26 protein-coding genes and 2 pseudogenes are annotated in these 26,783 nt (G+C 64.8%); 9 read left to right on the top strand and 19 right to left on the bottom strand.

What is annotated here, in order from left to right; all coding sequences use genetic code 11:
- Nucleotides 1-548 (top strand): annotated as a pseudogene (locus A5634_RS27825) (AMP-binding enzyme); the annotation flags it as partial.
- Between the two features lie 17 nt (nt 549-565).
- Here A5634_RS27825 and A5634_RS29760 read toward each other — a convergent pair.
- From A5634_RS29760 to A5634_RS26395, 5 genes and pseudogenes are all read right to left on the bottom strand, one after another.
- Nucleotides 566-1,573, bottom strand: a pseudogene (locus A5634_RS29760) (AMP-binding protein); the annotation flags it as partial.
- Nucleotides 1,574-1,637: 64 nt separating this feature from the next.
- A complete protein-coding gene (locus A5634_RS26410; RefSeq protein WP_065146971.1) occupies nt 1,638-2,645 on the bottom strand; it encodes a zinc-dependent alcohol dehydrogenase in 1,008 nt (335 codons plus the stop codon).
- Nucleotides 2,642-3,826 (bottom strand): sulfotransferase family protein, encoded by a 1,185-nt coding sequence (locus A5634_RS26405; RefSeq protein WP_065146970.1) that lies wholly within the window; start codon nt 3,824-3,826, stop codon nt 2,642-2,644. Before A5634_RS26405 ends, A5634_RS26410 begins: the two co-directional genes overlap by 4 nt.
- A 3-nt stretch (nt 3,827-3,829) precedes the next feature.
- On the bottom strand, nt 3,830-4,576 hold the full coding sequence (locus A5634_RS26400; RefSeq protein ID WP_065146969.1) for an SDR family NAD(P)-dependent oxidoreductase: 747 nt from the start codon (nt 4,574-4,576) through the stop codon (nt 3,830-3,832).
- A complete protein-coding gene (locus tag A5634_RS26395; RefSeq protein ID WP_065146968.1) occupies nt 4,573-5,817 on the bottom strand; it encodes an alkyl sulfatase dimerization domain-containing protein in 1,245 nt (414 codons plus the stop codon). The genes A5634_RS26400 and A5634_RS26395 overlap by 4 nt, the downstream gene beginning before the upstream one ends.
- Before the next feature lie 91 nt (nt 5,818-5,908).
- On the opposite strand from A5634_RS26395, the gene A5634_RS26390 reads away from it, so the two are divergent.
- Nucleotides 5,909-6,523 carry a TetR/AcrR family transcriptional regulator gene (locus tag A5634_RS26390; protein WP_065146967.1) on the top strand — a complete coding sequence of 205 codons (615 nt, stop codon included), beginning with the start codon at nt 5,909-5,911 and terminating at the stop codon, nt 6,521-6,523.
- A gap of 88 nt (nt 6,524-6,611) precedes the next feature.
- Nucleotides 6,612-6,860, top strand: coding sequence for a hypothetical protein (locus A5634_RS26385; protein WP_065146966.1), 249 nt, complete (start codon nt 6,612-6,614; stop codon nt 6,858-6,860).
- A gap of 9 nt (nt 6,861-6,869) precedes the next feature.
- Here the strand turns inward: A5634_RS26385 and A5634_RS26380 are convergent, their stop codons facing one another.
- Nucleotides 6,870-7,745 (bottom strand): 3-hydroxyacyl-CoA dehydrogenase family protein, encoded by an 876-nt coding sequence (locus A5634_RS26380; RefSeq protein WP_065146965.1) that lies wholly within the window; start codon nt 7,743-7,745, stop codon nt 6,870-6,872.
- Between the two features lie 39 nt (nt 7,746-7,784).
- Complete coding sequence (locus A5634_RS26375) at nt 7,785-8,543, bottom strand: SOS response-associated peptidase (RefSeq protein WP_065146964.1); 759 nt, start codon at nt 8,541-8,543, stop codon at nt 7,785-7,787.
- 63 nt (nt 8,544-8,606) lie between these two features.
- Here A5634_RS26375 and aroA point away from each other — a divergent pair, with 63 nt between their 5' ends.
- Nucleotides 8,607-9,884, top strand: coding sequence for a 3-phosphoshikimate 1-carboxyvinyltransferase (aroA, locus tag A5634_RS26370; RefSeq protein ID WP_065146963.1), 1,278 nt, complete (start codon nt 8,607-8,609; stop codon nt 9,882-9,884).
- Nucleotides 9,881-10,861, top strand: a complete 981-nt coding sequence (gene rsgA / locus A5634_RS26365; protein ID WP_065146983.1) for a ribosome small subunit-dependent GTPase A — start codon at nt 9,881-9,883, stop codon at nt 10,859-10,861. Before aroA ends, rsgA begins: the two co-directional genes overlap by 4 nt.
- Before the next feature lie 130 nt (nt 10,862-10,991).
- Here the strand turns inward: rsgA and A5634_RS26360 are convergent, their stop codons facing one another.
- Nucleotides 10,992-11,462 (bottom strand): winged helix-turn-helix transcriptional regulator, encoded by a 471-nt coding sequence (locus A5634_RS26360; protein WP_065146982.1) that lies wholly within the window; start codon nt 11,460-11,462, stop codon nt 10,992-10,994.
- Between the two features lie 89 nt (nt 11,463-11,551).
- Here A5634_RS26360 and A5634_RS26355 point away from each other — a divergent pair, with 89 nt between their 5' ends.
- The 3 genes from A5634_RS26355 to A5634_RS26345 are packed head-to-tail and all read left to right on the top strand — an operon-like array spanning nt 11,552 to nt 14,219.
- A complete protein-coding gene (locus A5634_RS26355; RefSeq protein ID WP_065146962.1) occupies nt 11,552-12,727 on the top strand; it encodes a thiolase family protein in 1,176 nt (391 codons plus the stop codon).
- A gap of 45 nt (nt 12,728-12,772) precedes the next feature.
- Nucleotides 12,773-13,735 (top strand): carbon-nitrogen hydrolase family protein, encoded by a 963-nt coding sequence (locus A5634_RS26350; RefSeq protein ID WP_065146961.1) that lies wholly within the window; start codon nt 12,773-12,775, stop codon nt 13,733-13,735.
- On the top strand, nt 13,722-14,219 hold the full coding sequence (locus tag A5634_RS26345; RefSeq protein ID WP_065146960.1) for a DUF302 domain-containing protein: 498 nt from the start codon (nt 13,722-13,724) through the stop codon (nt 14,217-14,219). Before A5634_RS26350 ends, A5634_RS26345 begins: the two co-directional genes overlap by 14 nt.
- Nucleotides 14,220-14,241: 22 nt before the next feature.
- On the opposite strand, the gene A5634_RS28830 is transcribed toward A5634_RS26345, so the two are convergent.
- The 11 genes from A5634_RS28830 to A5634_RS29005 all read right to left on the bottom strand — a co-directional run bounded on the left by A5634_RS28830 (nt 14,242) and on the right by A5634_RS29005 (nt 26,066).
- Nucleotides 14,242-14,832 (bottom strand): hypothetical protein, encoded by a 591-nt coding sequence (locus A5634_RS28830; RefSeq protein ID WP_216638766.1) that lies wholly within the window; start codon nt 14,830-14,832, stop codon nt 14,242-14,244.
- Nucleotides 14,829-15,707: a 3-keto-5-aminohexanoate cleavage protein gene (locus A5634_RS26335; RefSeq protein WP_065146959.1), complete on the bottom strand. Its 879-nt coding sequence runs from the start codon at nt 15,705-15,707 to the stop codon at nt 14,829-14,831. The genes A5634_RS28830 and A5634_RS26335 overlap by 4 nt, the downstream gene beginning before the upstream one ends.
- A 4-nt stretch (nt 15,708-15,711) precedes the next feature.
- A complete protein-coding gene (locus A5634_RS26330; RefSeq protein WP_065146958.1) occupies nt 15,712-16,248 on the bottom strand; it encodes a hypothetical protein in 537 nt (178 codons plus the stop codon).
- Nucleotide 16,249: 1 nt separating this feature from the next.
- Nucleotides 16,250-17,983, bottom strand: a complete 1,734-nt coding sequence (locus tag A5634_RS26325) for a GMC oxidoreductase (RefSeq protein ID WP_065146957.1) — start codon at nt 17,981-17,983, stop codon at nt 16,250-16,252.
- The gene (locus tag A5634_RS26320) at nt 17,980-19,497 is read right to left on the bottom strand and encodes a flavin-containing monooxygenase (RefSeq protein WP_065146956.1); all 1,518 of its coding nucleotides are present in this window, start codon (nt 19,495-19,497) and stop codon (nt 17,980-17,982) included. Before A5634_RS26320 ends, A5634_RS26325 begins: the two co-directional genes overlap by 4 nt.
- Nucleotides 19,498-19,568: 71 nt before the next feature.
- Nucleotides 19,569-20,642, bottom strand: coding sequence for an AraC family transcriptional regulator (locus A5634_RS26315; RefSeq protein ID WP_081290674.1), 1,074 nt, complete (start codon nt 20,640-20,642; stop codon nt 19,569-19,571).
- A gap of 29 nt (nt 20,643-20,671) precedes the next feature.
- Entirely contained in the window at nt 20,672-21,958 is a 1,287-nt protein-coding gene (locus tag A5634_RS26310; protein WP_065146955.1) for a fatty acid desaturase family protein, read from the bottom strand.
- A gap of 89 nt (nt 21,959-22,047) precedes the next feature.
- Nucleotides 22,048-23,196 (bottom strand): ferredoxin reductase, encoded by a 1,149-nt coding sequence (locus tag A5634_RS26305; protein WP_065146954.1) that lies wholly within the window; start codon nt 23,194-23,196, stop codon nt 22,048-22,050.
- Between the two features lie 83 nt (nt 23,197-23,279).
- A complete protein-coding gene (locus tag A5634_RS26300; protein WP_065146953.1) occupies nt 23,280-23,801 on the bottom strand; it encodes a DUF6912 family protein in 522 nt (173 codons plus the stop codon).
- Nucleotides 23,798-24,625: a polyphosphate kinase 2 gene (gene ppk2 / locus A5634_RS26295; protein WP_216638765.1), complete on the bottom strand. Its 828-nt coding sequence runs from the start codon at nt 24,623-24,625 to the stop codon at nt 23,798-23,800. Before ppk2 ends, A5634_RS26300 begins: the two co-directional genes overlap by 4 nt.
- Nucleotides 24,626-24,656: 31 nt before the next feature.
- A complete protein-coding gene (locus A5634_RS29005; RefSeq protein ID WP_065146951.1) occupies nt 24,657-26,066 on the bottom strand; it encodes a WS/DGAT/MGAT family O-acyltransferase in 1,410 nt (469 codons plus the stop codon).
- A gap of 118 nt (nt 26,067-26,184) precedes the next feature.
- Here A5634_RS29005 and A5634_RS26285 point away from each other — a divergent pair, with 118 nt between their 5' ends.
- On the top strand, nt 26,185-26,721 hold the full coding sequence (locus A5634_RS26285; RefSeq protein ID WP_437340014.1) for an Rv3235 family protein: 537 nt from the start codon (nt 26,185-26,187) through the stop codon (nt 26,719-26,721).
- Nucleotides 26,722-26,783: the final 62 nt, after the last annotated feature.

Genomic DNA, 26,783 nt, shown 5'->3' with positions numbered 1-26,783 from the left:
TCCATCCTGACCGGCCGCGTAAGGCGGGCTCTATCGGCACCCCGGTCGAGGGCGTCGAAATGCGCGTAGTCGATGGCAACGGCGCCGAGGTGGCCCAGGGTGAGCCGGGTGAGATTCAGATCCGAGGCCACAATGTCATGAAGGGTTACTGGAATCTGCCCGATGCCACCAAAGCCACCGTCTCCGAGGACGGTTGGCTGTCGACCGGCGATGTCGGACGCGTTGACGAGGACGGCTACTTCTTCATCGTCGACCGCACCAAGGACATGATCATCCGCGGCGGCTACAACGTCTATCCCCGTGAGATCGAGGAAGTGCTCTACGAGCATCCGGCGGTGGCCGAAGCCGCGGTCGTCGGTGTGCCGCACGACGAACTCGGCGAAGAGGTGGGTGCCGCCGTCGCACTCAAGAAGGGCGCGAGCGTCGGTACCGACGAGCTTCGCGACTACGTCAAGGCCCGTGTGGCCGCCTACAAGTACCCGCGTCGAATCTGGTTCGTCGATGCCCTGCCGAAAGGCCCGACCGGCAAGGTGCTCAAGCGGGAAATCAAACCTTCCGACCAGCCATCGACTACGCGCATTTCGACGCCCTCGACCGGGGTGCCGATAGAGCCCGCCTTACGCGGCCGGTCAGGATGGTTGAACGACGCAACCGGTGAGGTCTCCGATAGGCCGTACCCCTCCAAAATCACACAGCCATAAGCCTTTTCGAAGTCACTCAGCACCTGCACGGGCAGCGAAGCGCCACCGGAGGTGCAGGCCCGCAGACTGTCCGTGGCACCAGGGTTGGCTTCATCGGCCAGGGCGAGTATCGCCGCATACATCGTGGGCACGCCCTGAAATACCGTGACGGCATCGCGTTCGATCACTTCCAGCGCTTTGCGCGGATCGAACCGGGGAATCAACGTCAGCGTCGCACCGGCCAGGATCGAACTGTTGAGGCCGCAGGTCAGGCCGAAGACGTGGAACAACGGCAGACAGCCCATCACCACGTCGTCGGGGCCGGTGTGCATCAGCGTCTGGACGCAGACATCGGCGTTGCGCCGCAAATTGCCATGAGTCAGCATGGCGCCCTTGGGCTTTCCGGTCGTCCCGGAGGTGTGCAGGATGACGGCGACATCGTCGTCGGCACGGTCCATTGGTGCGTCCTGGGCGGGCAGGCCGTCGATCAAATCGTCTAATCCGGCATCGTCTACCAGCCAGCACTGAGCACCCACCTCCTCGGCGCCCGCGTTGGCCTCGTCGGCGAACAACGGTGTGGCGAACAACGCTTTGGCGCCGCTGTTGGACAGGTAGTAGGCGACTTCGCGCGATTTGAGCAGCGGGTTCATCGGGACCGCGACCGCGCCGCGGTAGATGATGCCGAAATAGGCGATGACGAAGGCGGGCGTGTTCGGCAACATGATTCCCACCCGGTCGCCGGGCTCGATACCGGCCCGCTCCAGCAACGTCGCGACCCGGGCGGCGGCGAGGTGCAATTCGGTGAAGGTCAGCTGCAGATCGTCGCAGCGCAACGCAACTCGGTCGGCATGGCGGTCTTTGGAGTCGATGAGGTTGGCGCTCAGAGCGGTCACTGTCTGCTCCAAATCGTGGGGTGATGTTGCGCCCAGCCTAACGCCACCGCCGAGGCCCGCGAGCCTAGAAGGTGACCACGACCTTGTCGGCGGCACCGGGAGTGCCGGCCAGCTCCAACGCCTCGTCGACTCTGTCGAACGGAACGGTGTGGCTGACGATCAGCGCGTACTTCTCCCAATTCGCCACGAGATCCTTTGTCACTTCGAAGAACTCGTCGGGGTAACCGATGGATCCGACAATGGTGATCTCGTTGCTCATCACGTTGACGAACTCGACCGGTACCGGTTCTTTGTGCACGCCGACGATGGCCAGCGTGGCGCCCTTCTTCGCCGCCGCGAGCGCGGTATTGACCACGGCCGCAACGCCGGCAGCATCGAGGTAGATGTCGGTGCCGGCCTTGCCGGGAAACAAGCTCTCGCCTTGGCCGTGCAACTGGACAAGCCGCTCGATCACGTCCTCTTCCGCGGAGTTGATTACGGCATCGGCGCCGATCTGCAAGGCCTTATCCAGCCGGCTCGAAATCACGTCCACCACAACCACATGCCCCACACCAGCGGACTTGAACGCCAACGTGGCGCCTAGGCCGATCGGTCCGGCACCGAAAACCACCACCTTGTCTGAGGGTTTCGGCCGGCACTGGTTTACGCCGTGACGCGCCACCGCCATCGGTTCGTTGAGGGCAGCCACCTGCCAGGGGATGTGCTGTGGAATGACTTCCAAATTCGTTGCACGCACCGCATTTTCGATCAATAGATAGTCGGCCAACGCCCCAGCCGGCCCGCCGTTGCCGATGATGCCGCTCGGGCTTGCCATCGGGTTGATGACGACGTGGTCGCCGACCGTGATACCCGATACGTCGACGCCCACATCGACCACTTCGCCCGCAGGTTCGTGCCCCAGCGGGGTGCAGCCCTGCCGCGGCGGCACACCGCCGATGGCGATGTAGAACGCGTCGGAACCGCATATCCCGCAGGCACGCATCCGCACCAGCACGTCAGCGGGCCCTGCCGTCGGTCGTTCGGTGTCCACCACTTCCGCTTTGCCCGGCGCGGTCACCATCGTCGCCTTCACGGCGTGCCCTCTGGTTCGATCGCAAAGGTATCGAGATATTCGGCGAAGACTGGTTGGAGTTGCTCCACGGTGAGGTTGTACTCATCGAGGCGGTAAGCGTTGGGTGCGAACCGGTCTTGGGGATTCTCGGCGAGCCAATTGCGCATCCGCACTTCGGTTTCGGGGGTCAGCGGGTCGCCCGCCCAGTCGTAGAGACGGCGCATCACATCCATCGGGTCACGCATCATCTCGTGGTAGTACATGTGGAAGAACCGGTCATCGCCGATGCGCTCCCGGGCGCGCAGCGGGCGCTCTACGTGATAGCTCATCTGCCACATGGCATCTCGGCCCATCGCCGCCAAGTCGATGGCGTCGGGAACATGAGTCATGCCCTTCGGCAACTTCCAGAGGTTGGCCAGTGATCCGGTGGCCTTGTAGGGGTCACGGTGCGCCCACACCAGTCGGGCATCGGGGAAGACGTCCAGCAACGCCTCGATATGCACCGAATGCGACGGCATTTTCAGGCTCCAGGCGCCCGGCGCGGTGGACTGGAGCACTTGCAGGTACCGCTTCTGGTACTCGTATGTGCTGCGCATGTCGGCTTCGTCGAACAGCCACTCGGCATAGCGCCGCGTCGACAGGAACGAGTCCCAGGACAAGCCCTTGAAGTCCTGGTTATGGATGAACATGTCCTCGGTGGGACCGTCGGCGTCCTCCCAGTGCGGCAGCGCAACATTGGCCGCCTTGACCATCTGCAAAATATTGCTCTGCTCGGCCAGCAGAGCCAGGCACCGCGGATCGGTGCGCAGCGTCTCGGCACTGGCCGGGGGAATCGGGTGCACGCACTGCCAGTGCAGCAGCGAGCGCCGGGCCGGATCCTGGTCGAGCAGGTAGCTGATCACCGTGGTCCCGGTGCGGGGCATGCCAAGCACGATCAGCGGTCGCTCGATCGGTGCGTCCAGCACCTCGGGATGGGCCTGGATGTAGTCGTGGATCTGCAAGCGACGGCCCAGCGCGTTCGTGGCGTCATTGAGGATGCGGTCGCGACCAAACGGGCTGAAGGCCGACGAGGTGTTCAGCTCATCGATCATGATCGCCAAACCCGGTCGCCACGAATCGGATTCGACTTCCGCGAGCCCGGTGCGCTGGGCGGCCAGTTTCAGAACGTCGTCGGGGCCGGTGACGTTGTCGTAGTCGCCCATTGTTCAGACCGTCAGGTATCCGCCGTCGACGGCGATGGTGCTGCCGGTGATATATGACGCCGCATCGGTACACAGGAACAGTGCCGCACCCGCACAGTCCTGCGGAGTGCCGGGCCTGCCCAGCGGTGTGTGGAAGCCGATTTCGACGTCCGTGATCGCCGGGATGCTCATGGCCGGATGTGTCATCGGGGTGTCGATCAGCCCGGGAGCGATGGCGTTGACCCGGATTCCGTCAGCTGCCCAGCGTCGGGAGAGGTTCATGGTCAAAGAGAGCAACCCCATTTTCGACGAGCCATACCCCGGCACGAATACCGCCGAGCGGAACGCGGACATCGACACGACGTTGACCACGCTCGCCCCGCCGGCCGCCGCGCTCGACTTGAGGCGCTCGTAGCAGTGCATGGTGAGCCGCATCGGGCCGAACATGTTCTGCGCCACCGACGCGACGTATCCGTCGGGATCGTATTCGTCGCCGGCGGGGTAGGGTCCGCCCGCGTTGTTGATCAGGATGTCCAGCTCGCCCAGTGAGTTCACCAGGGCGTCAACGGAATCGGCATCCTGAATCAGACACTGCCGGTAAGCGAGCCCCGTGAGGTCGATGTCGTAATCACTTGCCGCCGAGCGGGTTCCGGTGATGGTCACATCAGCTCCGGCATCGGCGAAGGCGGTGGCGATACCGTTGCCGATGCCGCTGGTGCCCCCGGTTACCAGCACGTTGGCGCCGGTGAAGTCGAAACGCAACGTGTTCATTGGGCCGTCCTCAATTCGTTGATTTCCTTGGTGAGCCAGGCCTTTTCCCAGAAATTGTCGGCGTCGCCCAACAGCAGTTCATGCGCTTCGGCGGCCAGGGCGCGCGCCTGCGGGTGGCCCGGGTCGGCGGTCAGGACCAGATCGGTCAGATGCAATGCCTGTACCGGCCGGCCGAACGCGATGTGCGACCGAGCCGCCTCGACGAGCGCATCGGCTCCGGCGGCTGCGACCACATCGCTTGCCACGGATTCTGGTGGCACGCCGTAGAGTTCGGTGGTGGAACGATGCCGGAACCAACCGGTGTACATCTCCCAGATGGCGCGCACGTTCCACGCTGTCTTGCCGTAACCTTCGCCGATATCCAGCTGCTCGGGCACCTTCACTTCACGCATGGCGGTGTGCAGATCGGTGCCGGCATTCATGAACTCGAGAGTGCGGTCATGTACGGCCCGCATCGCGTCGCGCATCGCGGTGACCTCTTCGGCGATGAGTTCCGCGCCCTCGATCGGAGCGAAGTGGCCGGTGATGAGTTTGTCGGGCCGGTACGCCAACACCACGTCCAACGCCTCGATGTAGTGGATCGGGTCGCGATACCGGTCACCGCGGATCGTCATCAGGTTTGGCACGTGCCCGAACAGTGGCCCAAACAGGTTGCCGGTGAATAGGATCCGATCCTCCGGCAGCCATACCACCAGCGCGTCGGTGGTCTCCCCGCCTGGCGTCCAGGTCAGTTCGAAGGCGCGTCCCCCGGCGGTGAACTGGTGCTGCCGGTCAAAGGTGGTGGTGGGTTCGGGAAAGGACAAGTCGATGGTGGCGGGGTCGACCGTCTTGAAATGTTCGAGCATCGCCTGAGTGAATTTTTCGAATGCGAACGACGTTTTGGGTACCCGGTAGCCCATCAAGCGCTCGTTGTCGTCGCGCCAGTACCGGTAGTTGCGATGCATGATGACGTCTGTTTGGTCATCACGCAGCGAGTTGACGCCACCCCAGTGGTCGGCATGCCCCTGGGTGATGACGACGGCGCGCGTCGGCCCCGGCACCTCCTCGAATGCTTTCTTGTGCAGTGCCCCCTCGAACACCACGCCGGTGTTGACGATGACCCGCCCGTCGTCGGTGGCGATCGCGTAGGAGTTGGATACCCCGGGTGACATCCAGATGTCGTCTCCAAGCGGTGTCGCGGGAGCGCCCGTCGCCGCCGCGAGGTCGGCAGCGCCTGGACGCTCGCGATGAATCCCAGCCATGGCAAGTGATCCTCTATATTTCTAGAGTTAAAGTCAATGCTTTCTGGCCGGCACAAGGGAGCGCGGATGGTACGGCGCGGGTGGACCGTCAATGACGGCTAACCAATCCCGCAAACGCGACGGCGATGAGCGGCGCCGCGAATTGTGCGACGCCGCAATCGAAGTGCTGGCCGAACTCGGATCGCGCGGACTCACCCACGGCCAGGTTGACCGCTGCGCCGGAGTCCCCGACGGCACTACGTCGTACTACTACCGAACCCGAGCCGCGCTGCTGCGCGGCGTCGGCAAGCGGGTCGCCCAGATCGACGAGGCCAACCTGCGATCGGTAATCGAACGACCGCTCGACCCCGACTCCCCCTTCGCGCACCTCGCCGAACTCACTCTGCTGCAGGCCGAGGGCGCCGGGTTGATGCTCAACCGGGCCCGCCACGAACTGCTGTTGGCAGCTGCGCGCGACCCCGAACTGGCCGCGATGTCCCAGGAGTTCGGCACCCGCGTGATCCTGTTGGCCCGCGAGGCGCTGGCTCACCTGCAACCGGACACCGACGACGCCGAACTGCTCGCCGCGCAGACTACGGCCGTCACGACCTTTATCGCCGGAGTGTTTACCCGACAGGTCAATGGCGACCGCGCGATCAACGATGCCGATCAACTCGCCCGTTTGCTCGAGGTCATAGCCCGGGCAGTTTCGCTGCACCGCGTTTAGTTTCTCGAAAAAAGCTCTGTTGAGTCGACCAAAGAGAAACTAACGTCATTGCCGGAACTCCACGCAGGAGCACCAAGGATTGGAGAAAATGATGCGCTCGATTGTGAAATCTGTTTTCGCGGGTGTGCTGGCTTTTGCGGCGTTGATGACCACCGGTGTGGGCATCAGCAGCGCCGGGACACTGCAGACCGAGGGAACGTACCCGACTCGAGACGCTTGTCAGAATGCCGGGCCGGGCGTGAAAGCAACCACCCCGCCATTTGACTGGAACAACTTCTGGTGTGTTCCCGATCCGCAGAATCCGGGTAACTGGCGCTTAGTTTTGAGCAACGGTTAAGTCCACGGCTCAGGTCCCCGAGTACTTATAGAAGCCTTCGCCGGACTTGAGCCCGAGCTTGCCCGCATCGACATAGGACTGCAATAAATCCCGTACGCTCGCCGGTAGGTACGGAAACTCTTGCGCGTAATGGTTTTCGATGTCGAGCACCACGTCCAGACCGACAATGTCCATCATTTGAAACGGGCCGGCCGGAACCCCCCAATTCACCTTGAACATGCCGTCCACATCCTCCGGACGGGCCACGCCTTCGGCGACGACGGCCAGCGACTCACGTTTGATCGCGGCCCATACCCGATTGAAAATGAACCCTGTGCACTCCTTGCGAGCTTCGAAAGGGTGCACCCCGAACTCGGGCAGCACGGCCAGCAGCGTATCGAGTAGGGCGCGGTCGGTCTGCCCGTCCGACATCAGGTCGAGGGCATTGAACTGCGGCGGCATATAGAAGTGCGTGTTGCACAACCGCGTTTTGTCCCAGACGTTTTCGGCCATCAAGCGGGACGGGAAAGACGACGAGTTGGTGGCGAAGATGGTGTCCGGCGGTGCGGCTTGGTCGATTTCACCCCACAGCGGGATTTTGACGTCGAGCCGTTCCGGGACGGATTCAATGGCAAGCCAGGCGCCGTCCAGTGCCTCCTCGAGCGACGCCGCACCGATTACGGTGCCCACTTCGCCAAATCCTCTGCCCTGGATCAGGTTTGGCAGATTTTCGGTTACGTACTTGACGGCTTCGGTGCGTTGTTCGGCGCGCCGCGCGTAGATCCGCACGGTGCCCCCTCGGCTGGCGAGCATCAGCGCGATCCGCGGGCCCAGCGTTCCCGCACCGATCACCGCGACGGGGCGGTCTTGGATGTCTTCGAAGGTGTAGCTGTACTTGCCGGTCACCCCTGGCATGCTAGGCGGCGCCGGCACTGGCAGCCCGCGTTAGAGCAGGGTGATCTGCTCGGGCTCCGGCTTGGCCGGCTCGAGTAACTCGGGTCCGTTGTTGCGGATGCTGTTGACCAGTTTCGATACCTCGCGCACTTCGATGTCGCGCACGTCCGGCGGCCGGGACAGCAGCTCTTCATTCAACGCGGCATCCGGGTTCAGCCAGGCATCCCAGTCGCCTTCGCCCAGCATCAGCGGCATCCGGTCGTGGATCTCGGCCAATTCGCCGACCGCGTCGGTGGTGATGATGGTGCAACTCAGCAGCGGATCGGCCTCTTTGTCCGCTTTCCATACCGACCACAGACCTGCGGCGAACAACGGCTCACCGTCACCGCGGTACATGAAGAACGGTGTCTTGCCCGCCTTCTTAGCCGAGCCGGGCTCGGAGTTCACGCGCCACTCGTAGTAACCATCCATCGGAACCAGGCAGCGCTTGGACTTCGCGCTGCCGCGGAAGGCCGGAGACGTGGCCACCTTGTCCGCTCGCGCGTTGATCAACAACGGGCCCTTGTTGTCCGGAGTGCCGTCCTTGCTCGCCTTCACCCAAGGTGGGATCAGGCCCCACCGCATCAGCCGCACCCGCCGCGTGGCCTCGTCGTCAGGCTCACTATGGCGCGTCACCACGGTTGCGATGGTGGTGGTGGGAGCCACGTTGTAATTGGGTTCGGATGTTGAAGTGCTGGTGGCCTCGTCGATTGCCTTGATTTTCTCGGCCAACAAGGCCGGATCCGTCGTCACCGCAAAACGTCCACACATCTCTCCATGTTGGCATCTCGAGTTAGATGTGGCCGTCAGGGCGGGACAAGGAATGATGGACCGGTGAGCGCATGGCAGGCCCCGTCCACTCCGACACCGGTGCATGCGACCGTGACCGTCCCCGGCTCGAAGTCGCAGACCAACCGCACCCTGGTATTAGCCGCATTGGCGGCCGCGCAGGGGACCTCGACGATCACCGGTGCGCTGCGCAGCCGCGACACCGATCTCATGATTGGCGCCCTGCGCACACTTGGCCTCGACGTGGACGGCGAGGGTTCCGAGTTGACTGTCAGCGGGCGCATCGCACCGGTGGCTGACGCCCGGGTCGACTGCGGCTTGGCCGGCACGGTCCTGCGGTTCGTCCCGCCCTTGGCCGCGCTGAGTGCCACGCCGGTGAGTTTCGACGGCGACGAACAGGCACGCGCCCGACCGATCGCACCGCTGTTGGATGCGCTGCGCGGGCTCGGGGTGCCGGTCGACGGGACCGGGCTGCCGTTTCGCGTGCACGGCAGCGGATCGGTGGCCGGCGGCACCGTGGCCGTCGATGCGTCCGCGTCCTCACAGTTCGTCTCCGGCCTGCTGCTGGCCGGGGCGTCGTTCACCCAGGGGCTTACCGTGCAGCACACGGGCGCCTCACTGCCATCGGCTCCCCACATCGAGATGACGGTGGCGATGCTGCGTCAGGCGGGTGTCGAAGTCGACGACTCGGTCGCCAACCGCTGGCGCGTGGCCACCGGCATCGTGCAGGCGCGGCACTGGGAGGTCGAACCCGATCTGACCAACGCCGTCGCGTTCCTGGCCGCGGCAGTCGTCACCGGCGGCACGGTACGCATCACCGGCTGGCCCGCGGTAAGCGTGCAACCCGCCGAGCACATCCTCGACGTGCTGCGAAAATTGAATGCGGTTGTCTCCCAATCCGATTCATCGCTTGAGTTACGGGGATCGGACGGGTACGAGGGGTTCGATGTCGATCTGCGCGATGTCGGCGAACTCACCCCGACGGTCGCCGCGCTGGCGGCGTTGGCCACGCCAGGCTCAGTGTCACAGCTGACCGGGATCGCCCACCTGCGCGGCCACGAAACCGACCGGCTCGCGGCGCTGAGCACCGAGATCAACCGGCTCGGTGGTGACTGCCGGGAAACCGCGGACGGACTGGTAATCACCGCCGTCCCACTACGGCCCGGACTGTGGCGCGCCTACGCCGATCATCGAATGGCGATGGCAGGCGCGATCGTCGGGCTTCGGGTCCCCGGCGTCGAAGTCGACGACATCGGCGCTACCACTAAGACGCTGCCGGAATTTCCGCAACTGTGGGCCGAGATGGTGGGTTCCAGCGCTTGAGGCCTGGCGACTACGACGAGTCCGACGTCAAGGTCCGATCCGGTAAGGGATCGCGGCCCCGGACCAAGACTCGTCCGCAGCACGCCGACGCCGAGGCCGCCATGGTGGTCAGCGTCGACCGTGGTCGCTGGGGCTGTGTGCTGGGCGGGCTCCCCGACCGGCGGGTCACTGCGATGCGCGCCCGCGAACTCGGACGCACCCCGATCGTCGTCGGCGACGACGTGGATATCGTCGGCGACCTGTCCGGCCGCACCGACACCCTGGCCCGCATCGTGCGGCGCGGCCCGCGGCGAACAGTGTTGCGCCGCACCGCCGATGACACCGATCCCACCGAACGGGTAGTGGTAGCCAACGCCGATCAACTGCTGATGGTGGTGGCCCTTGCCGATCCCCCGCCGCGCACCGGGCTGGTCGACCGCGCGCTGATCGCCGCCTACGCCGGCGGGCTGCGGCCGATTCTGTGCCTGACCAAGACCGACCTCGCCCCGCCCGAACCGTTCGCCGAGCAGTTTGTCGACCTGGACCTTCAGGTGGTGGCCGCCGGCGTCGACGATCCCCTGCTGGCGGTGGCCGACCTACTCGACGACCGGATCACCGTGCTGCTGGGGCATTCCGGGGTGGGCAAGTCGACATTGGTGAATCGCCTTGTGCCCGAAGCGGATCGGGCCGTCGGTGAGGTCACCGACATCGGTCGCGGGCGGCACACCTCGACACAGTCGGTGGCGCTGCCGCTGGACAACGGTGGTTGGGTGATTGACACCCCGGGCATCCGCTCGTTCGGGTTGGCCCACATTCAGCCCGACGACGTGCTCCTGGCGTTCTCGGATTTGGCCGAGACCGTCGAGGAGTGCCCGCGCGGATGCGGGCATATGGGCCCGCCGGCGGATCCGGAATGCGCTCTGGACGAGCTGACCGGTAGCGCGGTGCGCCGCGTCGTCGCGGCGCGGCGGCTGTTGGCCACGCTTCGGGAGGCGTGACCGGGGTCTGTTCGGGCCTGTTTGAGGCCCGCTTTCTTCGCCCGCTTCTGCGCGAGCGTGCAGAGATGCGCGGCGACACGCCGCTGCGGGTGGCACTCTCCGCACGGTCGGTACCGGGGCCGACTAGCGTTCAGGACCGAACCAGTCGCATGCCGAGCTCATCGGGGGTCACCAGATGCCCTTCCCCGCAGCGCATTTCAACCTCGGCGTCCGCACCGCAGCCCAAGTGCGTCAGCCGCAGCCGATGCCGTCCCGGCAGGTGACGCTGACCCCACTGAAACATCGACCACACCACCGGCATGAAGTCGACACCGGCTTCGGTGAGCACGTACTCGTCGCGACTGCGCTGACCCGGTTCCCGGTAGGGCCGCCGCGCCAGTAGGCCCAGGTCGACCAGTTCGGCCAACCTGGCCGAGGTCGCGGCCTTGGTGATACCCACCCGTCGGGCGAAGTCGTCGAATCGGGTGGTGCCGTAGTACGCCTCCCGCATGATCAGCATCGCGGACTTGGTGCCGACGACGGTCATGGTCTTCTCGATCGCACACTCACCGACCGCCGACCAGGAATCTCGATCGGCCAAGGCGCCCTGCAACATTGTCACGCAAATCACTCCTCGATCTGGGTTGCTTTCACTATACCTAGGTGTTATAGCTGAGTACAGAGATGAATACCCAGCCTCGAGGAGGAGCCATGTCCCGTGACGCCGTTATCGTCGGCGCTGTCCGCACGCCCGTCGGCAAAGGCAAGGCCAACGGCGCGCTGCACGACGTGCTGCCCGCCGACCTGTTGGCCCACAGCCTGCGCGAGGTGGTGGCACGCACCGGTGTAGACCCGCTGCAGATCGACGACGTCATCGCCGGCGCAGTCACCCAGGTCGGCGACCAGGCTGTAAACATCGCCCGTAATGCGTTGCTGGGAGCCGGTTTTCCGGAGTCGGTGCCCGGCACCACGGTCGACCGGCAGTGCGGCAGCAGCCAGCAGGCCATCAGCTTCGCCGCTCAGGGCGTGATCGCCGGTGCCTACGACATCGTGGTTGCCGGTGGCGTGGAATCGATGAGTCGCGTCCCGATGGGCACCTCGGTACTGCCGGGCAGCAACCCGTTCGGCGCGGACATGACCGCGCGCTACCCAGAAGGCCTGGTGCCGCAGGGCATCAGCGCCGAACTCATCGCCGCGAAGTGGGGGTTCTCGCGCGCCCAACTGGACGAGTTCTCTGCAGCCAGCCACGAAAAGGCCGCCGCCGCAACCAAGGACGGACGCTTTGAGAACGAGCTCATACCGATCGCGGGGCTATCCACCGACGAGATCATCCGTCCCGGAACCACGGTCGACACGCTGGCCGCGCTCAAGCCGGCGTTCTACAGCGAGGCCATGGCGGCAAGATTCCCGCAGATCAATTGGCACATCACACCGGGCAATTCGTCTCCGCTGTCCGACGGCAGTGCCGCGGTGATGATCACCAGCAGCGAAGTGGCCAAGAAGCTCGGCCTGCGCCCACTGGCCCGCATCCACACCTCAACGGTGGTGGGTTCGGACCCGCTCTACATGCTGACCGGCGTCATCCCCGCGACCAAGAAGGTGCTGCGCCGCGCCGGGCTCAAACTGTCGGATATCGACCTGTTTGAGGTCAACGAGGCATTCGCACCGGTGGTGTTGGCATGGGCTCATGACACGGGAGCCGATCTGGCCAACACGAACGTCAACGGCGGGGCCATTGCGATCGGACATCCGTTGGGCGCCAGTGGTGCCCGCATCATGACGACACTGGTCAACGCGCTCGAGCAGCGCGACCGACGGTACGGACTGCAGACCATGTGCGAGGGCGGTGGCATGGCCAACGCCACCATCATCGAACGACTCGGCTAGCGGGAATCGCGCTCTTCATAAGAGCCCGAAGAGAAGGGCAATCCAATGACCACTATTCGAGCCGCCGCCGTGCAACTCAGTCCGGTGCTCTACAGCCGCGAGGGCACCGTCGAACGGGTGGTCGCAAAAGTCGATGAGTTGGCCCTGCGGGATGTCCAGTTCGCGACCTTCCCCGAGACGGTGATCCCCTACTACCCGTATTTCTCGTTCGTCATGCGGCCGTACGAAATGCGTTCGGAACACTTGAGATTGATGGATCAGGCGGTGACGATACCCTCGCTTGAGGTCGACGCGATCGGGGCTGCGGCGCGCGCGGCCAATATGGTGGTTTCCATTGGTGTCACCGAACGCGACGGCGGCTCGCTGTACAACACGCAACTGTTGTTCGATGCCGACGGCAGGCTGATCCAACGCCGGCGCAAGATCTCACCGACATACCACGAGCGGATGGTGTGGGGCCAGGGCGACGGCAGCGGTCTGCGGGCAGTAGACAGTGCGGTCGGTCGGATCGGGCAGTTGGCCTGCTTCGAGCACTTCAATCCGCTGGCGCGCTACGCATTGATCGACGATGGTGAGCAGATCCACTCCAGCATGTTTCCCGGCTCGTTCGGTGGTGATCTGTTTGCCCAGCAGACCGAAACCAGCGTTCGCAACCACGCGCTGGAGTCGGGGGCCTTCGTGGTCAACGCCACCGGTTGGCTAGACGCGGACCAGCAGGCCCGAATCATTGCCGACACCGGAGCAACGATTGCACCGATCTCGGGCGGAAGTTTCACGGCGATCATCTCACCGCAGGGTGAATACCTCGGTGAACCGCTGCGGTCCGGCGAGGGCGAGGTTATCGCTGACCTCGATCTCGCATTGATCAACACTCGCAAGGTACTGATGGATGCCGCCGGGCACTACAGCCGGCCGGACCTGCTCCATCTGACCGTGGATCGCACCCCACGCACATCAGTGCATGAGCACGTGGAATCAACCGAGGAGGCCGACCATGTCCGCAGCTGAAATCCCTTTCGACGGAGTGCGGTTGCGCTACGAGAGCACCAAGAGTTACGACGGCCTCGTTGCGGCGTTGCTCGCCGACATCGGCGAGCGACCAGTCCCGATCGACGAAGTCGCCCAGCGGTTCGAAAGCTGGGACGCATATCAAGAGAAGGTCGAAACACACGTCGGAACAAGCGGATTCATGTTGTTCGGCCTGTTCGACCACGGTGCCTGGATCGGCAAAGCCGGCATAAAACGCAAGGCGTTGCGGGTAATCCTGGGCAACCCGTTGATCGCTATCACCATGTTGCGTCACGACGTCACCGCCGGCTTGTTCGCCCCGGTCGAGTTGCTGATCCTCGACGAACCGAACGGTAGCAGCCTGACTTACGTCAAGCCGTCGTCACTGATGGTCGTCGAGCCTAATCCCGAGTTACTCAGTGCCGCAAGAGAACTCGACGCCAAGTTGGCGGCGCTGGCGGCTAAGGTCACCGCCGCGGCATAAGGCCTTGTTCTGTCGATGCGACTTAGAACGCCTGGTGCCCCGGCGGGGTTGCATCCTGGTCGAGGGTGACTCGCCGCGCGCGCCCTTGGAGATCGGGGTGGCGCAGAAAGGCGTCGACCAGCTCATTCGGTCCGCCCAGGCAGGTCCAGTCGTCGTCCCACAGCGTGGAGACCAACCAGGATCGATCCGCGGGAAAGATCAGGTCCGGCAGACGGCTTGTCCCGAAGGGCTCAGCCCGGCGCCAGTGGGCGGCCTGCTCGGCCCCGGCTTGCACCAACACATAAGACCAGTCCGCGTACAGCGTGACTTTCGGGGCGTCGGGAAACACGATGTCAGCGCTACCGGTGTCAAGATAGCCCAGCCACCACCGCTGATCGGGCGAGTGCTGGTGCACTAGGGCGATCAGCGCTTGGTCGTGCCGCCGTTGTTCCTCAGGGTTGCCGGTGTCGGCGGCCACCACTGTGGCGTAACTGTCGAACACTGGGGGGATCGCCGAAGAGATCTTCAAGCCGACCGACGTTGCCGCGGTGATCCATTCGACTTCACCAGCGGTCCCGACCAGCCAGCAAGATCCGTCCCGCTCGACCCAAAGTCCTTCGGGATCGATGCTCACGGCCGACGCTTGGGCAGCCCGAGAATTTCCGCGGCCTGATCAGGTGTCGCAACCTCACGGCCGAGCCGTTCGCAGAGACTGACCGCCTCAGTAACCAACTCGACGTTGGCCGGAGTGCGGTCGCCGCGATAGAACTCCAGCCCCAGGTGTAAATGTCCGCCGCGTTGCAGCGCGAGTTCGGCTATCGGACTGGCGCACAAGTCGCCACCGACGACGGAGACTGCCCACGGAAGGTCGCATCCGTCCAGCAATTCCAGGTAGGCATCCAGCGCGCGGTCGGTGGGCGGCAGCCCGAACGGCGCTCCCAAATAGCCGTGTTCGGTGGCGAAGTAGAGCTTGAGCATCGCCCCTTGGGGCAGCTGGCCCGCGCGCCACCAGGCCAGTGCGGTCCGCAGGAATCCGGGCTCATAGATGGCCAGACTGGGGCCAAGACGTGCTTGGCGGCAGATGTCGAATGCCCGGCCGACCGTTTGAAATGAGTTGCTGTAGACGAAATTTCCGAGGGGCAGGCCGTCGGCCCCCACACCGCCCAGGTTCACCGATCCAGGGTCGGTGAGCCCGACGCGCAGGCCGGCGGCGGCAATCGGGACGAGGTGTTCATAGGAAATGGCGAAACCCTCGCCGAAGTGGATCGTCGGGTACAGCAAAGCATCGGGCCGGGCTGCGAGGATCGGCCGCCAAGCTTCCAAGTAGCGCTCGGCAGCCCGCTCCACGCTGACGCCGTGAAGGTCGATGTGATTGTGGATGATCGCCGCGCCCGCCGCTATGCAGGCAAGCGCATCAGCCGTGATCTCCGAAGGCTCAATCGGCACATGAGGATTGGACGCCTTCGAGGTGACGCCGTTGACGGCGCATTCGATGATGACGGGTCCCACGAACTCACAGCCAGCCGGTGCGTGCGGCGGCGACCGGCTCGGCAGGTGCTGGAGCCAGCTGCCCGTCGCGCACGCCGTCGAGCATCCGCTTGACCGCCGCGACGATCTCCGGGGCCGCCGCGGCTAGGCCTGCCACGTCGGCTTGGGTGAACTCATCGGGCCCGACGCCCGCGCGCGCCAGCACGGCGGGCGGGTCGGCCAGTTGATCGGTCAGCCAGCCCACCGGATCGGCAGACAACTCGGGGACGAAGTGCCGCCGCCCGGGCTCCCAACCGTCGAAGCGCGGATGGTGGTGAGCCCGATCCAGCGTGCCGGGCGGGCTCTCGGTGGATCCGAAAAGGTCCACCCGCCATACCGGACGCGCGAATGCGATCGGGATGCCGGCGTAGATAGAACCCTGGGGCTCGGCCTTGTCGACGAGGCGCAGTTCCAGCCGCACGCCCGGTTCCGGGGTTTCCTGACCGGTATGCGGGTTCGGGTCGACAAAGAACATGTCCCCCACGACCACGCCCAGGGATTCGAAACCGAAAGCTGCAAGCACGTTATGAAGCGTAGTCCCGGTCGGAGCACAGTGCGCCCGGCGCACTGGCCGGGACGGCGGGCCGAACCGGAGCCACCGGCGCAACCCGTGCGTAGCAAGAACCCAGCGGCGGGCGCGGGTCCGGCTCGCCCTTGTTCGGCCACAGCGACGTGGCGCGCTCGGCGAGCGCCGTGATGGTCAGCGACGGGTTCACGCCCAGGTTCGCGGTGATGGTCGAGCCGTCGATGACGTGCAGCCCCGGGTGGCCATGCATGCGGTGATACGGGTCGACCACACCGTCGGCCGGGGTCTCGCCGATCACGCAGCCGCCGATGAAGTGCCCGGTCATCGGGATGTCGGCTAGGTCGGCCCAGGCGCCGCCGGCGATGCCATCGAGGTGCTCGGCCGCGCGACGGGCCACCTCGTGGCCGACCGGAATCCAAGTCGGGTTCGGATCGCCCACGCCTTGGCGGGTCACCATCCGCCGCCCGAACAGCCAAGGCCGGGTGTAGGTGGTGAGCGAATTGTCGTGGGTCTGCATCACCAGCAGCGGAATGGTCTGCTGCGACCAACGCTTCGGGTTGAGCAGCCGACGTAGGTCACGGCGTTGTCGCACAAGCTCTTTCAGGCCGGTCCGCCATCTACCCCGCTTTCCAGGTCCACCCTCGAGCCCGTCGACCAACACAGTGCCCATCAGCCCCATCAGATTGGAATCGTGGCCGTAGCGGCAAGGCTCCACATGGGTGTGGCTGTCCGGGTGAATGGAGGAGGTGATGGCTACTCCCTCGGAGGAGTCCACATCGTCGCGTCGCGCCCGCACGGCCAGAATCGCCTCGGAATTTGTGCGGGACAGCTCCCCGAGTCGGGGCGAAACGTGCGGCAGACTGCCGCCGTCGCGCAACCGATGCAGCAACCGCTGAGTACCGAGGGCGGCGGCCGAGAACACCACGTGCTCGGCGGTGAAGGTGCGACGGCCCCGCCGGATCTTGCCACCGGTGCGCCGGGTGATGACGTCGTAGCCGCCGTCGGAGCGAGGCCGGACGTCGACGACGGTGGTCATCGGATGGATTGTCGCGCCGAGCTTTTCGGCCAGGTACAGGTAGTTCTTGACCAGAGTGTTCTTGGCGTTGTGCCGACACCCGGTCATGCACTCGCCGCAATGCCGGCACGCGTTGCGGTCCGGTCCGGCGCCGCCGAAATACGGGTCGCCGACCGGCGCGCCCGGGGCGGCCCGTTCGCCTTGGGCATCCGAGCCGCCGGTGAAGCACACCCCGACGGGCGTGGCATGAAAGGAGTCGGCGACGCCGAGGTCGGTGGCGATCTGCAGCATGACCTTGTCCGACGGCGTCGTCCGCGGGTAGGTCTCGACGCCGAGCATCCGCTTGGCCTGGTCGTACCAGGGCGCGAGCTCGTCTTTCCAGTCGGTGATGCCGCTCCAGCGCCGGTCGGCGTAGAAGTCGTCGCCGGGTTGGTACAGGGTGTTCGCATAGACCAGCGACCCACCACCCACCCCGGCACCACTGAGCACCACGGCGTCCGAAAGCGCATCGATCCGCTGGATGCCGTAGCAACCTACCGACGGTTTGAACAGGTAATCGCGGACGTGCCAACTGTTTTTGGCGAAGTCCTGATCGCGGAACCGTCGACCAGCCTCGAGAACGCCCACCCGGTAACCCTTTTCGGATAGGCGCAATGCGGTGACGCTGCCACCGAAGCCCGAACCGATGACGAGCACGTCATAGTCGAACCCGCTCACGCACGCACCCCTTCGCTCTCTTTGACCGGCAGCACTTCGTGGTAGTCCTCGATCATGGCGATGCGGGTGCGGTTCTGATACTCGTGCACCAACCCAGGCCAGTTCGTGGTGACGCGGCCATTGGAGGTGCGGTACCAGGAGTCGCAGGTGGTCCACACCCCGCTGTCCAAGCGGGACTGGATAGCCGCGTCGTAGGCCTCCTCGACATCGCGCCGCACCTCAAACGCACGGGGCGCACCGCTGCGGGCGAGTTCCTCGACGATCTGGCGGATGTAGCCGGCCTGCTGCTCCATCATCAGGATGATCGAGCTGCTACCGAGATTGGTATTCGGTCCGTAGATCAGGAACATGTTCGGAAAACCCGGCACCGCCATACCTAGGTGGGCGCGCGCACCGTCGGCCCACTCGGTTTGCAGGTCGCGTCCCCCACGTCCGGTGATCGTCATCGGCGCAAGGAATTCGGTTGCCTTGAATCCGGTGCCGTAGATAATCACATCCACCTCATGAAAGACCTCGTGACCCTGAGCGTCAGCGGTACGCACACCCGTTGGCGTTACCTCGGTGATCTTGTCGGTCTCCACCGAGACGTTGTCGCAGGCCAGGGCCGGGTACCACTCACTGCTGAACAGCACACGCTTGCACCCGATCGGATAGTCGGGGGTTAACTTTGCCCGCAGCACCGGATCCTTGATGTGACGCTTGAGATTTGCGGTGGCGAGGCGCTGCAGCACCCGAGCGAGCGGGGCGGCTCTGGTCAACGCGAACCCCAGCAGCTCGGTGGTCTCCCAGATTGCGTTGCGCATCGCGGTCGCGAAACCGGGAACCTTCTTGAAGGCGGCGTGATGCCGGTCGGTGTAGGCGCGATCCACCTTGGGCACGACGTAGGGCGCCGAACGCTGGAAAACCGTTACGTGCCCGGCGGTTTCGCGGATGCGGGGGACGAACTGAATCGCCGACGCGCCGGTGCCCAGCACCGCGACGCGCTTGCCGGTCAGGTCGACATCGTGGCGCCACTGCGCCGAGTGAAACGAGGGACCGCCGAAGGTCTCGAGCCCGGCAATGTCCGGCAGCGCGGGGCGCGACAGCTGCCCGACCGCCGGCACCAGCACGTCGGCCTCGAGAGTCTCGCCCGACTGGCCGCGATTCGACGTCGCCACCCGCCACGTCGCGGTGCTCTCGTCGAACTCTGCCGCGGTGACCTCGACGCCGGTCCGTACCAGATCACGAATCCCAAATCGGTCGGCGGTGTCGTGGATGTAGCCGAGGATGTCGGGCTGTTCGGCGTACCGCCGTCCCCAGTCGGTCTTGCGTGCGAAGGAGTAGGAGTACAGGTTCGACGGCACGTCGCATGCGGCACCGGGGTAGGTGTTCTCCCGCCAGACGCCGCCGATGTCGTCGGCTTTCTCCAGCACCGTCACATCGGCAAGGCCGTCCTTGGACAACTCGTGAGCGGCACCGAGGCCACCGAAGCCGGCGCCGATCACCAGTACGCGAGGACGAGGTGTGGGAGTCATACCTCGAAGTTACGTGCGCGTGGCGCTCCGTCGGCAGCCGATCGCGGACGGAAAATCCATAATTCCGGCCATCACACTGTCAGCAGGCGCGCACGCGGCGCCACCGAACGCTGATAGCGGGCCGGCGTGGTGCCCGTCCATCGTTTGAACGCGGCAATGAAACTGGTTGCCTCGGCGTACCCCAGTCGCAAAGCGACGTCGTCAACCGAGAGCGCGCCCGTCGCCAACAGCTCCTCGGCAAGAACCCGGTGGACCTCCTCGGCCAGTTCCCGGAACGTGGTGTTCTCCTCGGCGAGCCGGCGGCGCAGGGTGCGTTCACTCATCGCCAATTGCCGAGCGACGCTGGCGATCGTGTGCGCCTTCCCGTCGATCGAGGCCAGTCGCTCCCGAACCCGCAGGGCGACACCAGTCCGCTGACGACGCCGCTCCAGCAGGTCGTAGCACTGCTGCTCGCACATGGCCACGCTCATCTCACTCGCCTGCGGCAACCGGCTTTCCAGTAGCGCGGCCGGCAACCCAGCCACGTTGGCCGGCGCGCCGTAATGCGGTGCGACGCCGAATGTTTCGCGGGCGGCCGCGTCACCCCTCGGCGGGGCCGGGGCGGCGAACTCGATCGAGCTGAACGGAACAGGGCTGCCCAGCAATTCGGACATGACCTGGGCGATCGCCGCCAAATCCCGTCGCACCAAAAAGTCCGCGATCGGCCCGGTCAGGTCCGGCAGGTCTAGCTGTAACGCGGCCACGGGCCCGTTCACGGTGACGCTCGGCAAACAGAACCCGTAGCTGAGCTCGTAGAACCGAGCCGCGAACCGGACGGCGTGGCCCAGCGTCGAACTGGTCAGGCACGCGAAACCGAAGATGCCGAATGCTCCAACGTGATAACCACGGCCGACCCGCACCCCCAGGTCGGCCGCACCGGCCTGGCTGTCCAGCAGATTGACGAGGTTCGTCGCGACCGTCAGCTCCTGCCGGCCGACGATCATCCGATCGTGGTCACTCAGGTCGGCCCCGGCCAGTCCCGAGCCCATCAGCACATCCGAGACGGCAAGCCCGTTGCGGCAACCGAATTCGGTCATCAGCGCGACGCTGCCGATGTTCCTCGGGAAGTCCCAGTGCGACACCTGCCGTCCGGCGAACACTTCCACGTGTTCAAGTATGGCCAATTAATGGCCGGTCAGGCCGCCAAGTCGTCGTCAGACGGTCCGGATACGGGTGCGTGGCGCTTGCTGCGTCGCCACCCGCGCACGGTGGCGATTGCCGTCTTGAGCCCGCGGCGACGGCCGGTCGCCGGGTCGGTGCCCGCGAAATCAGCCTCCAACTCCACGAACATTCGCTCGCTGCGGGTCTCCGGAGCGTTGTCGGCGTTGTCACGCAGATACTTGTCCGGCAGCGAGAGCTTGGCCAGGGTGCGCCACGTCTTGCCGTACTGCATCAGGAAAGATCCAGTGGTGTAAGGCAAGTCGTACTTCTCGCACACCTGACGCACCCGCAGCGAGATTTCGTGCAATCGGTTGCTCGGCAGGTCCGGGTACAGATGGTGCTCGATCTGATGGCACAGGTTGCCGCTCATGAACCGCAGCGCGGGCCCGCCCTCGAAGTTGGCACTGCCCAGCATCTGTCGCAGGTACCACTGGCCCTTGGTTTCGCCGATCATGTCCGTCTTGGTGAATTTCTCTGCGCCGTCGGGAAAGTGGCCGCAGAAGATGACGGCGTTGGCCCACACGTTGCGGATCACGTTGGCTAGGGCGTTGGCCTTCAGCGTCGATTTGTAGGTCGCCCCTGGCGACAAGGAGGTGAGCGCCGGGAACGCCACGTAGTCCTTGACCACCTGGCGGCCGGCCTTGGTCAGGAACTCGTCGATCCGCTGGCGGGCCTCTTCGTGATCCATCCGCTTCTTGACGATCTTGCCGAGTTCGATGTGCTGCAGGCCGACGCCCCACTCAAAGAGCAGCGCGAGCAGTGTGTTGTACACCAGGTTGAAGAGGTTGAAGCGCTTCCAGCGCTGGTCGCGGGTGACACGTAGCAAGCCGTAGCCGACGTCGTCGTCAATGCCCAAGATGTTGGTGTACTTGTGATGCACGAAGTTGTGGGTGTAGCGCCAATGCTTGGACGAGCCGCTCATGTCCCACTCCCACGACGAGGAGTGAATCTCGGGGTCGTTCATCCAGTCCCACTGGCCGTGCATTACGTTGTGGCCGATCTCCATGTTCTCGATGATCTTGGCCACGGCCAGTGTGGCGGTGCCTGCCCACCATGCCGAACGTCGCGAACTGGCGGCCAATATCAGCCGGCCGGACAACTCCAAAGCGCGTTGCGCGGCGATGGTGCGGTGAATGTAGCGGGCATCCCGTTCGCCACGCGAGTCTTCGACATCCTGGCGGATTGCGTCGAGTTCGATGGCCAGATTTTCGACATCGGCGTCAGTCAAGTGCGCGAATACTTCGACGTCCGTGATCGCCATGTTCTCCCCACGGGTCGGTTGCGTTTGTCGAGAATACCCAGACCTACGACATCGTAACCTACGAATCCGTAGGTTACCTGCTGGTAACTCTAGATGTCGATCACACAATCCCCGGACGCGGCACTGACGCACGTCTGCACGCGCGAACCGGGATCATGCTCGCGCCCGGTTCGCAGATCACGAACATGGCCGTCCACCAGATCCACGACACAGGACTGGCAGATACCCATCCGGCAGCCGAACGGCATCAACACGCCCGCGGCTTCGCCGGCGTCCATCACCGATGTCGCTGCGTCAACGGTCGCCTGCTTTCCGCTGCGGGCGAAGGTGACGGTCCCGCCCGCGCCTACCGGCGCGGCTTTGGTTACGGCGAACCGCTCCAGATGCAACCGATCGCCGATACCTGCCGCCGTCCACACCCGCTGAGCTTCGTCGAGCATGCCCTCCGGCCCGCACGCCCAGGTCTGTCGCTCACGCCAGTCAGGCACTTCGGTGCCCAGCTCGGACAAATCGAGCCGACCCCGCACGCGAGTCGCGCGCACCGACAGGCGATATCCGGGATGGTCATGGCTAAGCGCGGCCAGTTCGGCGCCGAACATCACGTCGGACTCCGTGGGCGCCGAGTGCAAGTGGGCGATGTCGCTAATTTGGTTGCGGCGCACCAACGTTCGCAGCATGGACATCACCGGCGTGATTCCGGACCCGGCGGTGAGAAACAAGATCGACGACGGAGCGGGGTTCGGTAGCACGAAGTTGCCCTGGGGTGCCGCGAGTCGCACGATGGTTCCCGGTTCGACGCCGGCCACCAAGTGGGTAGACAGGAAACCCTCGGGCATCGCCTTGACGGTGATGGTGATGGTGCGGCCTGACCGAGAACTTGTAGCCGCCGGGCTCGAGGTGAGCGAGTACGACCGCCAACGCCAGGAACCGTCGACCAACAGCCCGATCCCGACGTATTGGCCGGGCTGGTAATCGAAGCTGAATCCCCAACCCGGTTTGATTACCAGAGTCGCGGAGTCTTCGGTCTCACGGCGCACATCCAGGATCCGGCCCCGCAGTTCGCGGGCAGACCACAGCGGGTTGGCCAGGTGCAGATAGTCATCAGGCAGCAGTGGCGTGGTGATGCGCGCGGCGATCTGACGCAGCGCGTGCCAGCCGGGATTCCGCTCGGCCCCCACCACACTCGGGTCTCTGGTGCTGACGACTTTGGCGTTGAGCGCCGTGTGTTTCGTGCTCATGAAAACTCCTGCCGAGTCCGCCCGATGAAAGCTACGGTACCGTAAGTTACGGTTCCGTAGCCAGAGCAGCCAGGCCTTCACCTTCACAGCAGTTCGAGCAAAAACGGTAGTTCCTGCGTGGCATACCAGGCCAGATCGTGGTCCTGGGCGTCGCCGACGATCAGGTCGGCATCCTCATCGCCAAGGTCGGCGGCATCGATCGCCTCGATCGCCGCTTCCACGGCTGTCTCGGCGTCGGCGTTGTCCACATAAGCCGCGACAACCTGATTCATGGCAACCGCGCCACCCAGCCTGACCACCGCGTCGTCCAGATCCGGACGGAAGGTCACATCAGGGACTTCGGCGGCAAGTACCGCACGTCGCGGCGGCAGCGATTCCTGTTGGCCGGCCTCTTGATCGCTCACGGTGGCCGCGAGCAACCGCAACGACGCCAACGCGGCCTCGCGCAGTGCCACCTCGGCGAGCTCCTCGTCGTCGCCCTCGGCATAGGACTCCCGCAATTTCGGCGTCACGGCGAAGGCCGTGCCGTTGAGCGGACGGACCGACCCATCGGCGACCAGTTGTTGCAGCATCGCCAAAGTGGCGGGTATGTACACCTGGATCATGCGTCGCGCATCAAAGTCGCGACGTGATCGTCGACGTATTTCGACAACTCCCGCGGCGGCCGCTGGTAATTGCCCGTCAGGACGGGGCGTTCGGGCAGATGCACCTTCGGCTTCTCCACATCTCCGTACTCGATGGTCGACAACAGATGCGCCATCATATTCAGCCGGGCGTGCTTCTTGATGTCGGATTCCACCACGTACCAAGGGCTGCTCGGGGTATCGGTATGCACCATCATCTCGTCTTTGGCACGCGAATAGTCCTCCCACCGATAAACCGATTCCAGGTCCATCGGGCTGAGCTTCCACTGCCGAACCGGGTCGTTCTGTCTCGCCTTGAACCGACGCAACTGTTCGGCCTCGGAGACCGAGAACCAGTACTTGCGCAACAGAATTCCGTCATCGATGAGCATCTGCTCGAAGATCGGCGTCTGCCGCAAGAACAACACATATTCCTGCGGCGTACAAAAGCCCATCACCTTCTCGATACCGGCGCGGTTGTACCACGACCGGTCGAACAGGACGATCTCTCCTTTGGTCGGCAAGTGCGCGATGTAGCGCTGGTAGTACCACTGCCCGCGCTCACGACTGGTCGGCACCGGCAGTGCCGCGACATGCGCCACCCGAGGACTCAGATACTCGGTGATCCGCTTGATGGCGCCGCCCTTGCCCGCGGCGTCACGTCCTTCGAAGATCACCACCAGCCGGGCACCGGCGTCTCGGACCCACTCCTGCAACTTCACGAATTCTGTTTGCAGCCTGAATAATTCGGCCTCATACAGATCGTCGGCAATCTTGGGCGGCCGGGCCGGCTTCTTCTTGCTCACAGCAACGGATGTTATCGCGCCACAGTGGATTTCACCGTGACGCTCCCAGCAGCTCTTCCAGCGACTGGTTCAGCAGACCAGGCAGCAGGTCGACATCGCTCATCGCGTCGCGGTCGGCGTTGATCCCGAAGTACAACATGCCGTTGTAGGAAGTGACGCTGATGGCCAGCGCCTGATTGTGCAACAACGGCGGCACGGCGTATGTCTCCAGCAACTTGGTGCCGGCGATGTACATCTGCGACTGCGCGCCGGGGGCATTGGTGATCAGCAGGTTGAACAGCCGCGCGGAAAACGTGGTGGCCACCCGGATTCCCATGGCGTGCAACGTCGGTGGCGCAAATCCCGACAAGGTGACGATGGTCCTGGCGTCGACCAGACTGGACGCGCCCGGATTCGATTCGGTGGCATGGGCTATCTGCGACAGGCGAACTACGGCGTTGCCCTCCCCGACCGGCAGGTCCACCAGAAACGGTGTCACCTCGCTCATCGCCTGGCCCGGACCGGTCGAGTCAAGTTGCTCGTCGGCATAGACCGACAGCGGCGCCAGCGCGCGCACCGTCGTGCTCGATCCCACGGCTTCACCGCGCGACATCAACCAGTTACTCAGCGCCCCGGTCACCACCGCCAACACCACGTCGTTGATGTCGCAGTCGTAACGGGCGCGAACGCTCCGGTAGTCCTCGAGTTTGCCGCGGGCGACGGTGAACCGCCGGTTGCGTGACACGGTGGCATTGAGCGGGCTACTGGGTGCGGTGCCACGCGCGACCGTACGCACGACATCGAATATCCGCCTACCGGCATCCAGGAGCTGGGAAGAGTTGGTCACCGCCCCGGCGACCGCGGACCCGACGGCGCGCAACTGCGTCCCCGGCCCCACGACCCAGTCGCCGATCGCACCCAACACCAGCCGGGTGTTGCCGGGATCGCGCTCCGGAATCCAGATGTCCTCGGGGAACGGCGGCGGCTTGCGTGTCCGATCGGCGATGACGTGGTTGATCTCCAGCGCACCCATCCCGTTGATCAACGCTTGGTGGGACTTCGTGTAGAGCGCGATTCGGTTCTTGGCCAGACCCTCGACGAGGTACATCTCCCACAACGGCCGCGACTTTCCCAGCGGGCGTGCGGCCAGCCGTGCGATCAACTCGTGCAGCTGCTCGTCGCTGCCCGGTGATGGCAGCGCCGAACGCCTGACGTGATAGGTGATGTCGAATTCAGGGTCGTCAACCCACACCGGCCTGGCCATACCGACCTTGATTTCGCGCACCTTCTGCCGGTAGCGCGGAATCTGTGGCAACCGCTGCTCGACCGTGGCCAGCAGCGTCTCATAACTCAGCCCGGAGCGTGGACGGCGCAGTATCGACAGCGAGCCGACATACATCGGTGTGGCGGTGTTCTCCAACCGATAGAAGGACGCGTCCGCGGTGGACAATCGAGTCACCATCGAGGCCTTGTCCTTCTCGTCAAGTCGTCCTCACTTCGTTTTCGGGCCATGCTGCCGCCCACCGTAACCGCATTCGCGGGTCCGCGACGGTTCGGGTTCACGCCGACTGGGGCTGTGGATGAACGCCGCGACTGAATACCGCAGACCAGCGATCGTCTGCCACTCTCCACGGGTGCCCGTTTCCGACACCGCCGTAACGCCGGTGATCGACTACGAACCGCCGACCCGCAATATCGCGCGGTGTCTGCCCGCCCGCCAGGCACTTCCGCAGGCGCCCCGGGTCCCCCGGCCCGGCCCGGCAGATACCACCGCCGTCGCAGTACCCAGTCCCCTCCCGCCTCAACTGCGCCAAGCCGTCGTGTTCGCCGACGTCGCGCTGCGCCGCGTGCTGGAAGTGATCGACCGCCGCCGTCCGGCAGTCCAACTGGGCTCTGTGCTGGCACCCGGTCTGGTCGAGTCCGTGCTCGCGGTCAGTCGGGCGGTCGCCCAACGATCCGGTGTCGCGGTCCTGCGCAGGATGCGGGCTCAGCCCGCAGGTGGCGATGCCGCCGAGGTGTTTGGCACGTACAGCCGCGGGGAGCGGGTCCACGCGATTGCCTGCCGGGTGGAATACGACTCCGGACGGTGGTTGGTGGTCGCCCTGCACATAGGTTGACTAGAAGGGCTGACTAGAGGGCTGACTAGAGGGCTGACTAGAGGGCTGACTAGGCGGGTTGA

The sequence above is a fragment of the Mycobacterium asiaticum genome (assembly GCF_001673365.1).
Taxonomy (GTDB): domain Bacteria; phylum Actinomycetota; class Actinomycetes; order Mycobacteriales; family Mycobacteriaceae; genus Mycobacterium; species Mycobacterium asiaticum_A.
The sequence above is the reverse complement of the archived record's forward strand: the minus strand, read 5'-3'. Positions and strand labels throughout refer to the sequence as shown.

Excerpts from the sequence above, each read along its gene's own strand:
- A5634_RS26405 (WP_065146970.1), bottom strand. The coding sequence starts at position 3,826 with ATGGGCGACTACGACAACGTCACCGGCCCCGACGACGTTCTGAAACTG.
- A5634_RS26400 (WP_065146969.1), bottom strand. The coding sequence starts at position 4,576 with ATGAACACGTTGCGTTTCGACTTCACCGGCGCCAACGTGCTGGTAACC.
- A5634_RS26395 (WP_065146968.1), bottom strand. The coding sequence starts at position 5,817 with ATGGCTGGGATTCATCGCGAGCGTCCAGGCGCTGCCGACCTCGCGGCG.
- A5634_RS26390 (WP_065146967.1), top strand. The coding sequence starts at position 5,909 with ATGACGGCTAACCAATCCCGCAAACGCGACGGCGATGAGCGGCGCCGC.
- A5634_RS26385 (WP_065146966.1), top strand. The coding sequence starts at position 6,612 with ATGATGCGCTCGATTGTGAAATCTGTTTTCGCGGGTGTGCTGGCTTTT.
- A5634_RS26375 (WP_065146964.1), bottom strand. The coding sequence starts at position 8,543 with ATGTGTGGACGTTTTGCGGTGACGACGGATCCGGCCTTGTTGGCCGAG.
- A5634_RS26355 (WP_065146962.1), top strand. The coding sequence starts at position 11,552 with ATGTCCCGTGACGCCGTTATCGTCGGCGCTGTCCGCACGCCCGTCGGC.
- A5634_RS26350 (WP_065146961.1), top strand. The coding sequence starts at position 12,773 with ATGACCACTATTCGAGCCGCCGCCGTGCAACTCAGTCCGGTGCTCTAC.
- A5634_RS26345 (WP_065146960.1), top strand. The coding sequence starts at position 13,722 with ATGTCCGCAGCTGAAATCCCTTTCGACGGAGTGCGGTTGCGCTACGAG.
- A5634_RS26320 (WP_065146956.1), bottom strand. The coding sequence starts at position 19,497 with ATGACTCCCACACCTCGTCCTCGCGTACTGGTGATCGGCGCCGGCTTC.
- A5634_RS26310 (WP_065146955.1), bottom strand. The coding sequence starts at position 21,958 with ATGGCGATCACGGACGTCGAAGTATTCGCGCACTTGACTGACGCCGAT.
- A5634_RS26305 (WP_065146954.1), bottom strand. The coding sequence starts at position 23,196 with ATGAGCACGAAACACACGGCGCTCAACGCCAAAGTCGTCAGCACCAGA.
- A5634_RS26300 (WP_065146953.1), bottom strand. The coding sequence starts at position 23,801 with ATGATCCAGGTGTACATACCCGCCACTTTGGCGATGCTGCAACAACTG.
- A5634_RS29005 (WP_065146951.1), bottom strand. The coding sequence starts at position 26,066 with ATGGTGACTCGATTGTCCACCGCGGACGCGTCCTTCTATCGGTTGGAG.
- A5634_RS26285 (WP_437340014.1), top strand. The coding sequence starts at position 26,185 with ATGAACGCCGCGACTGAATACCGCAGACCAGCGATCGTCTGCCACTCT.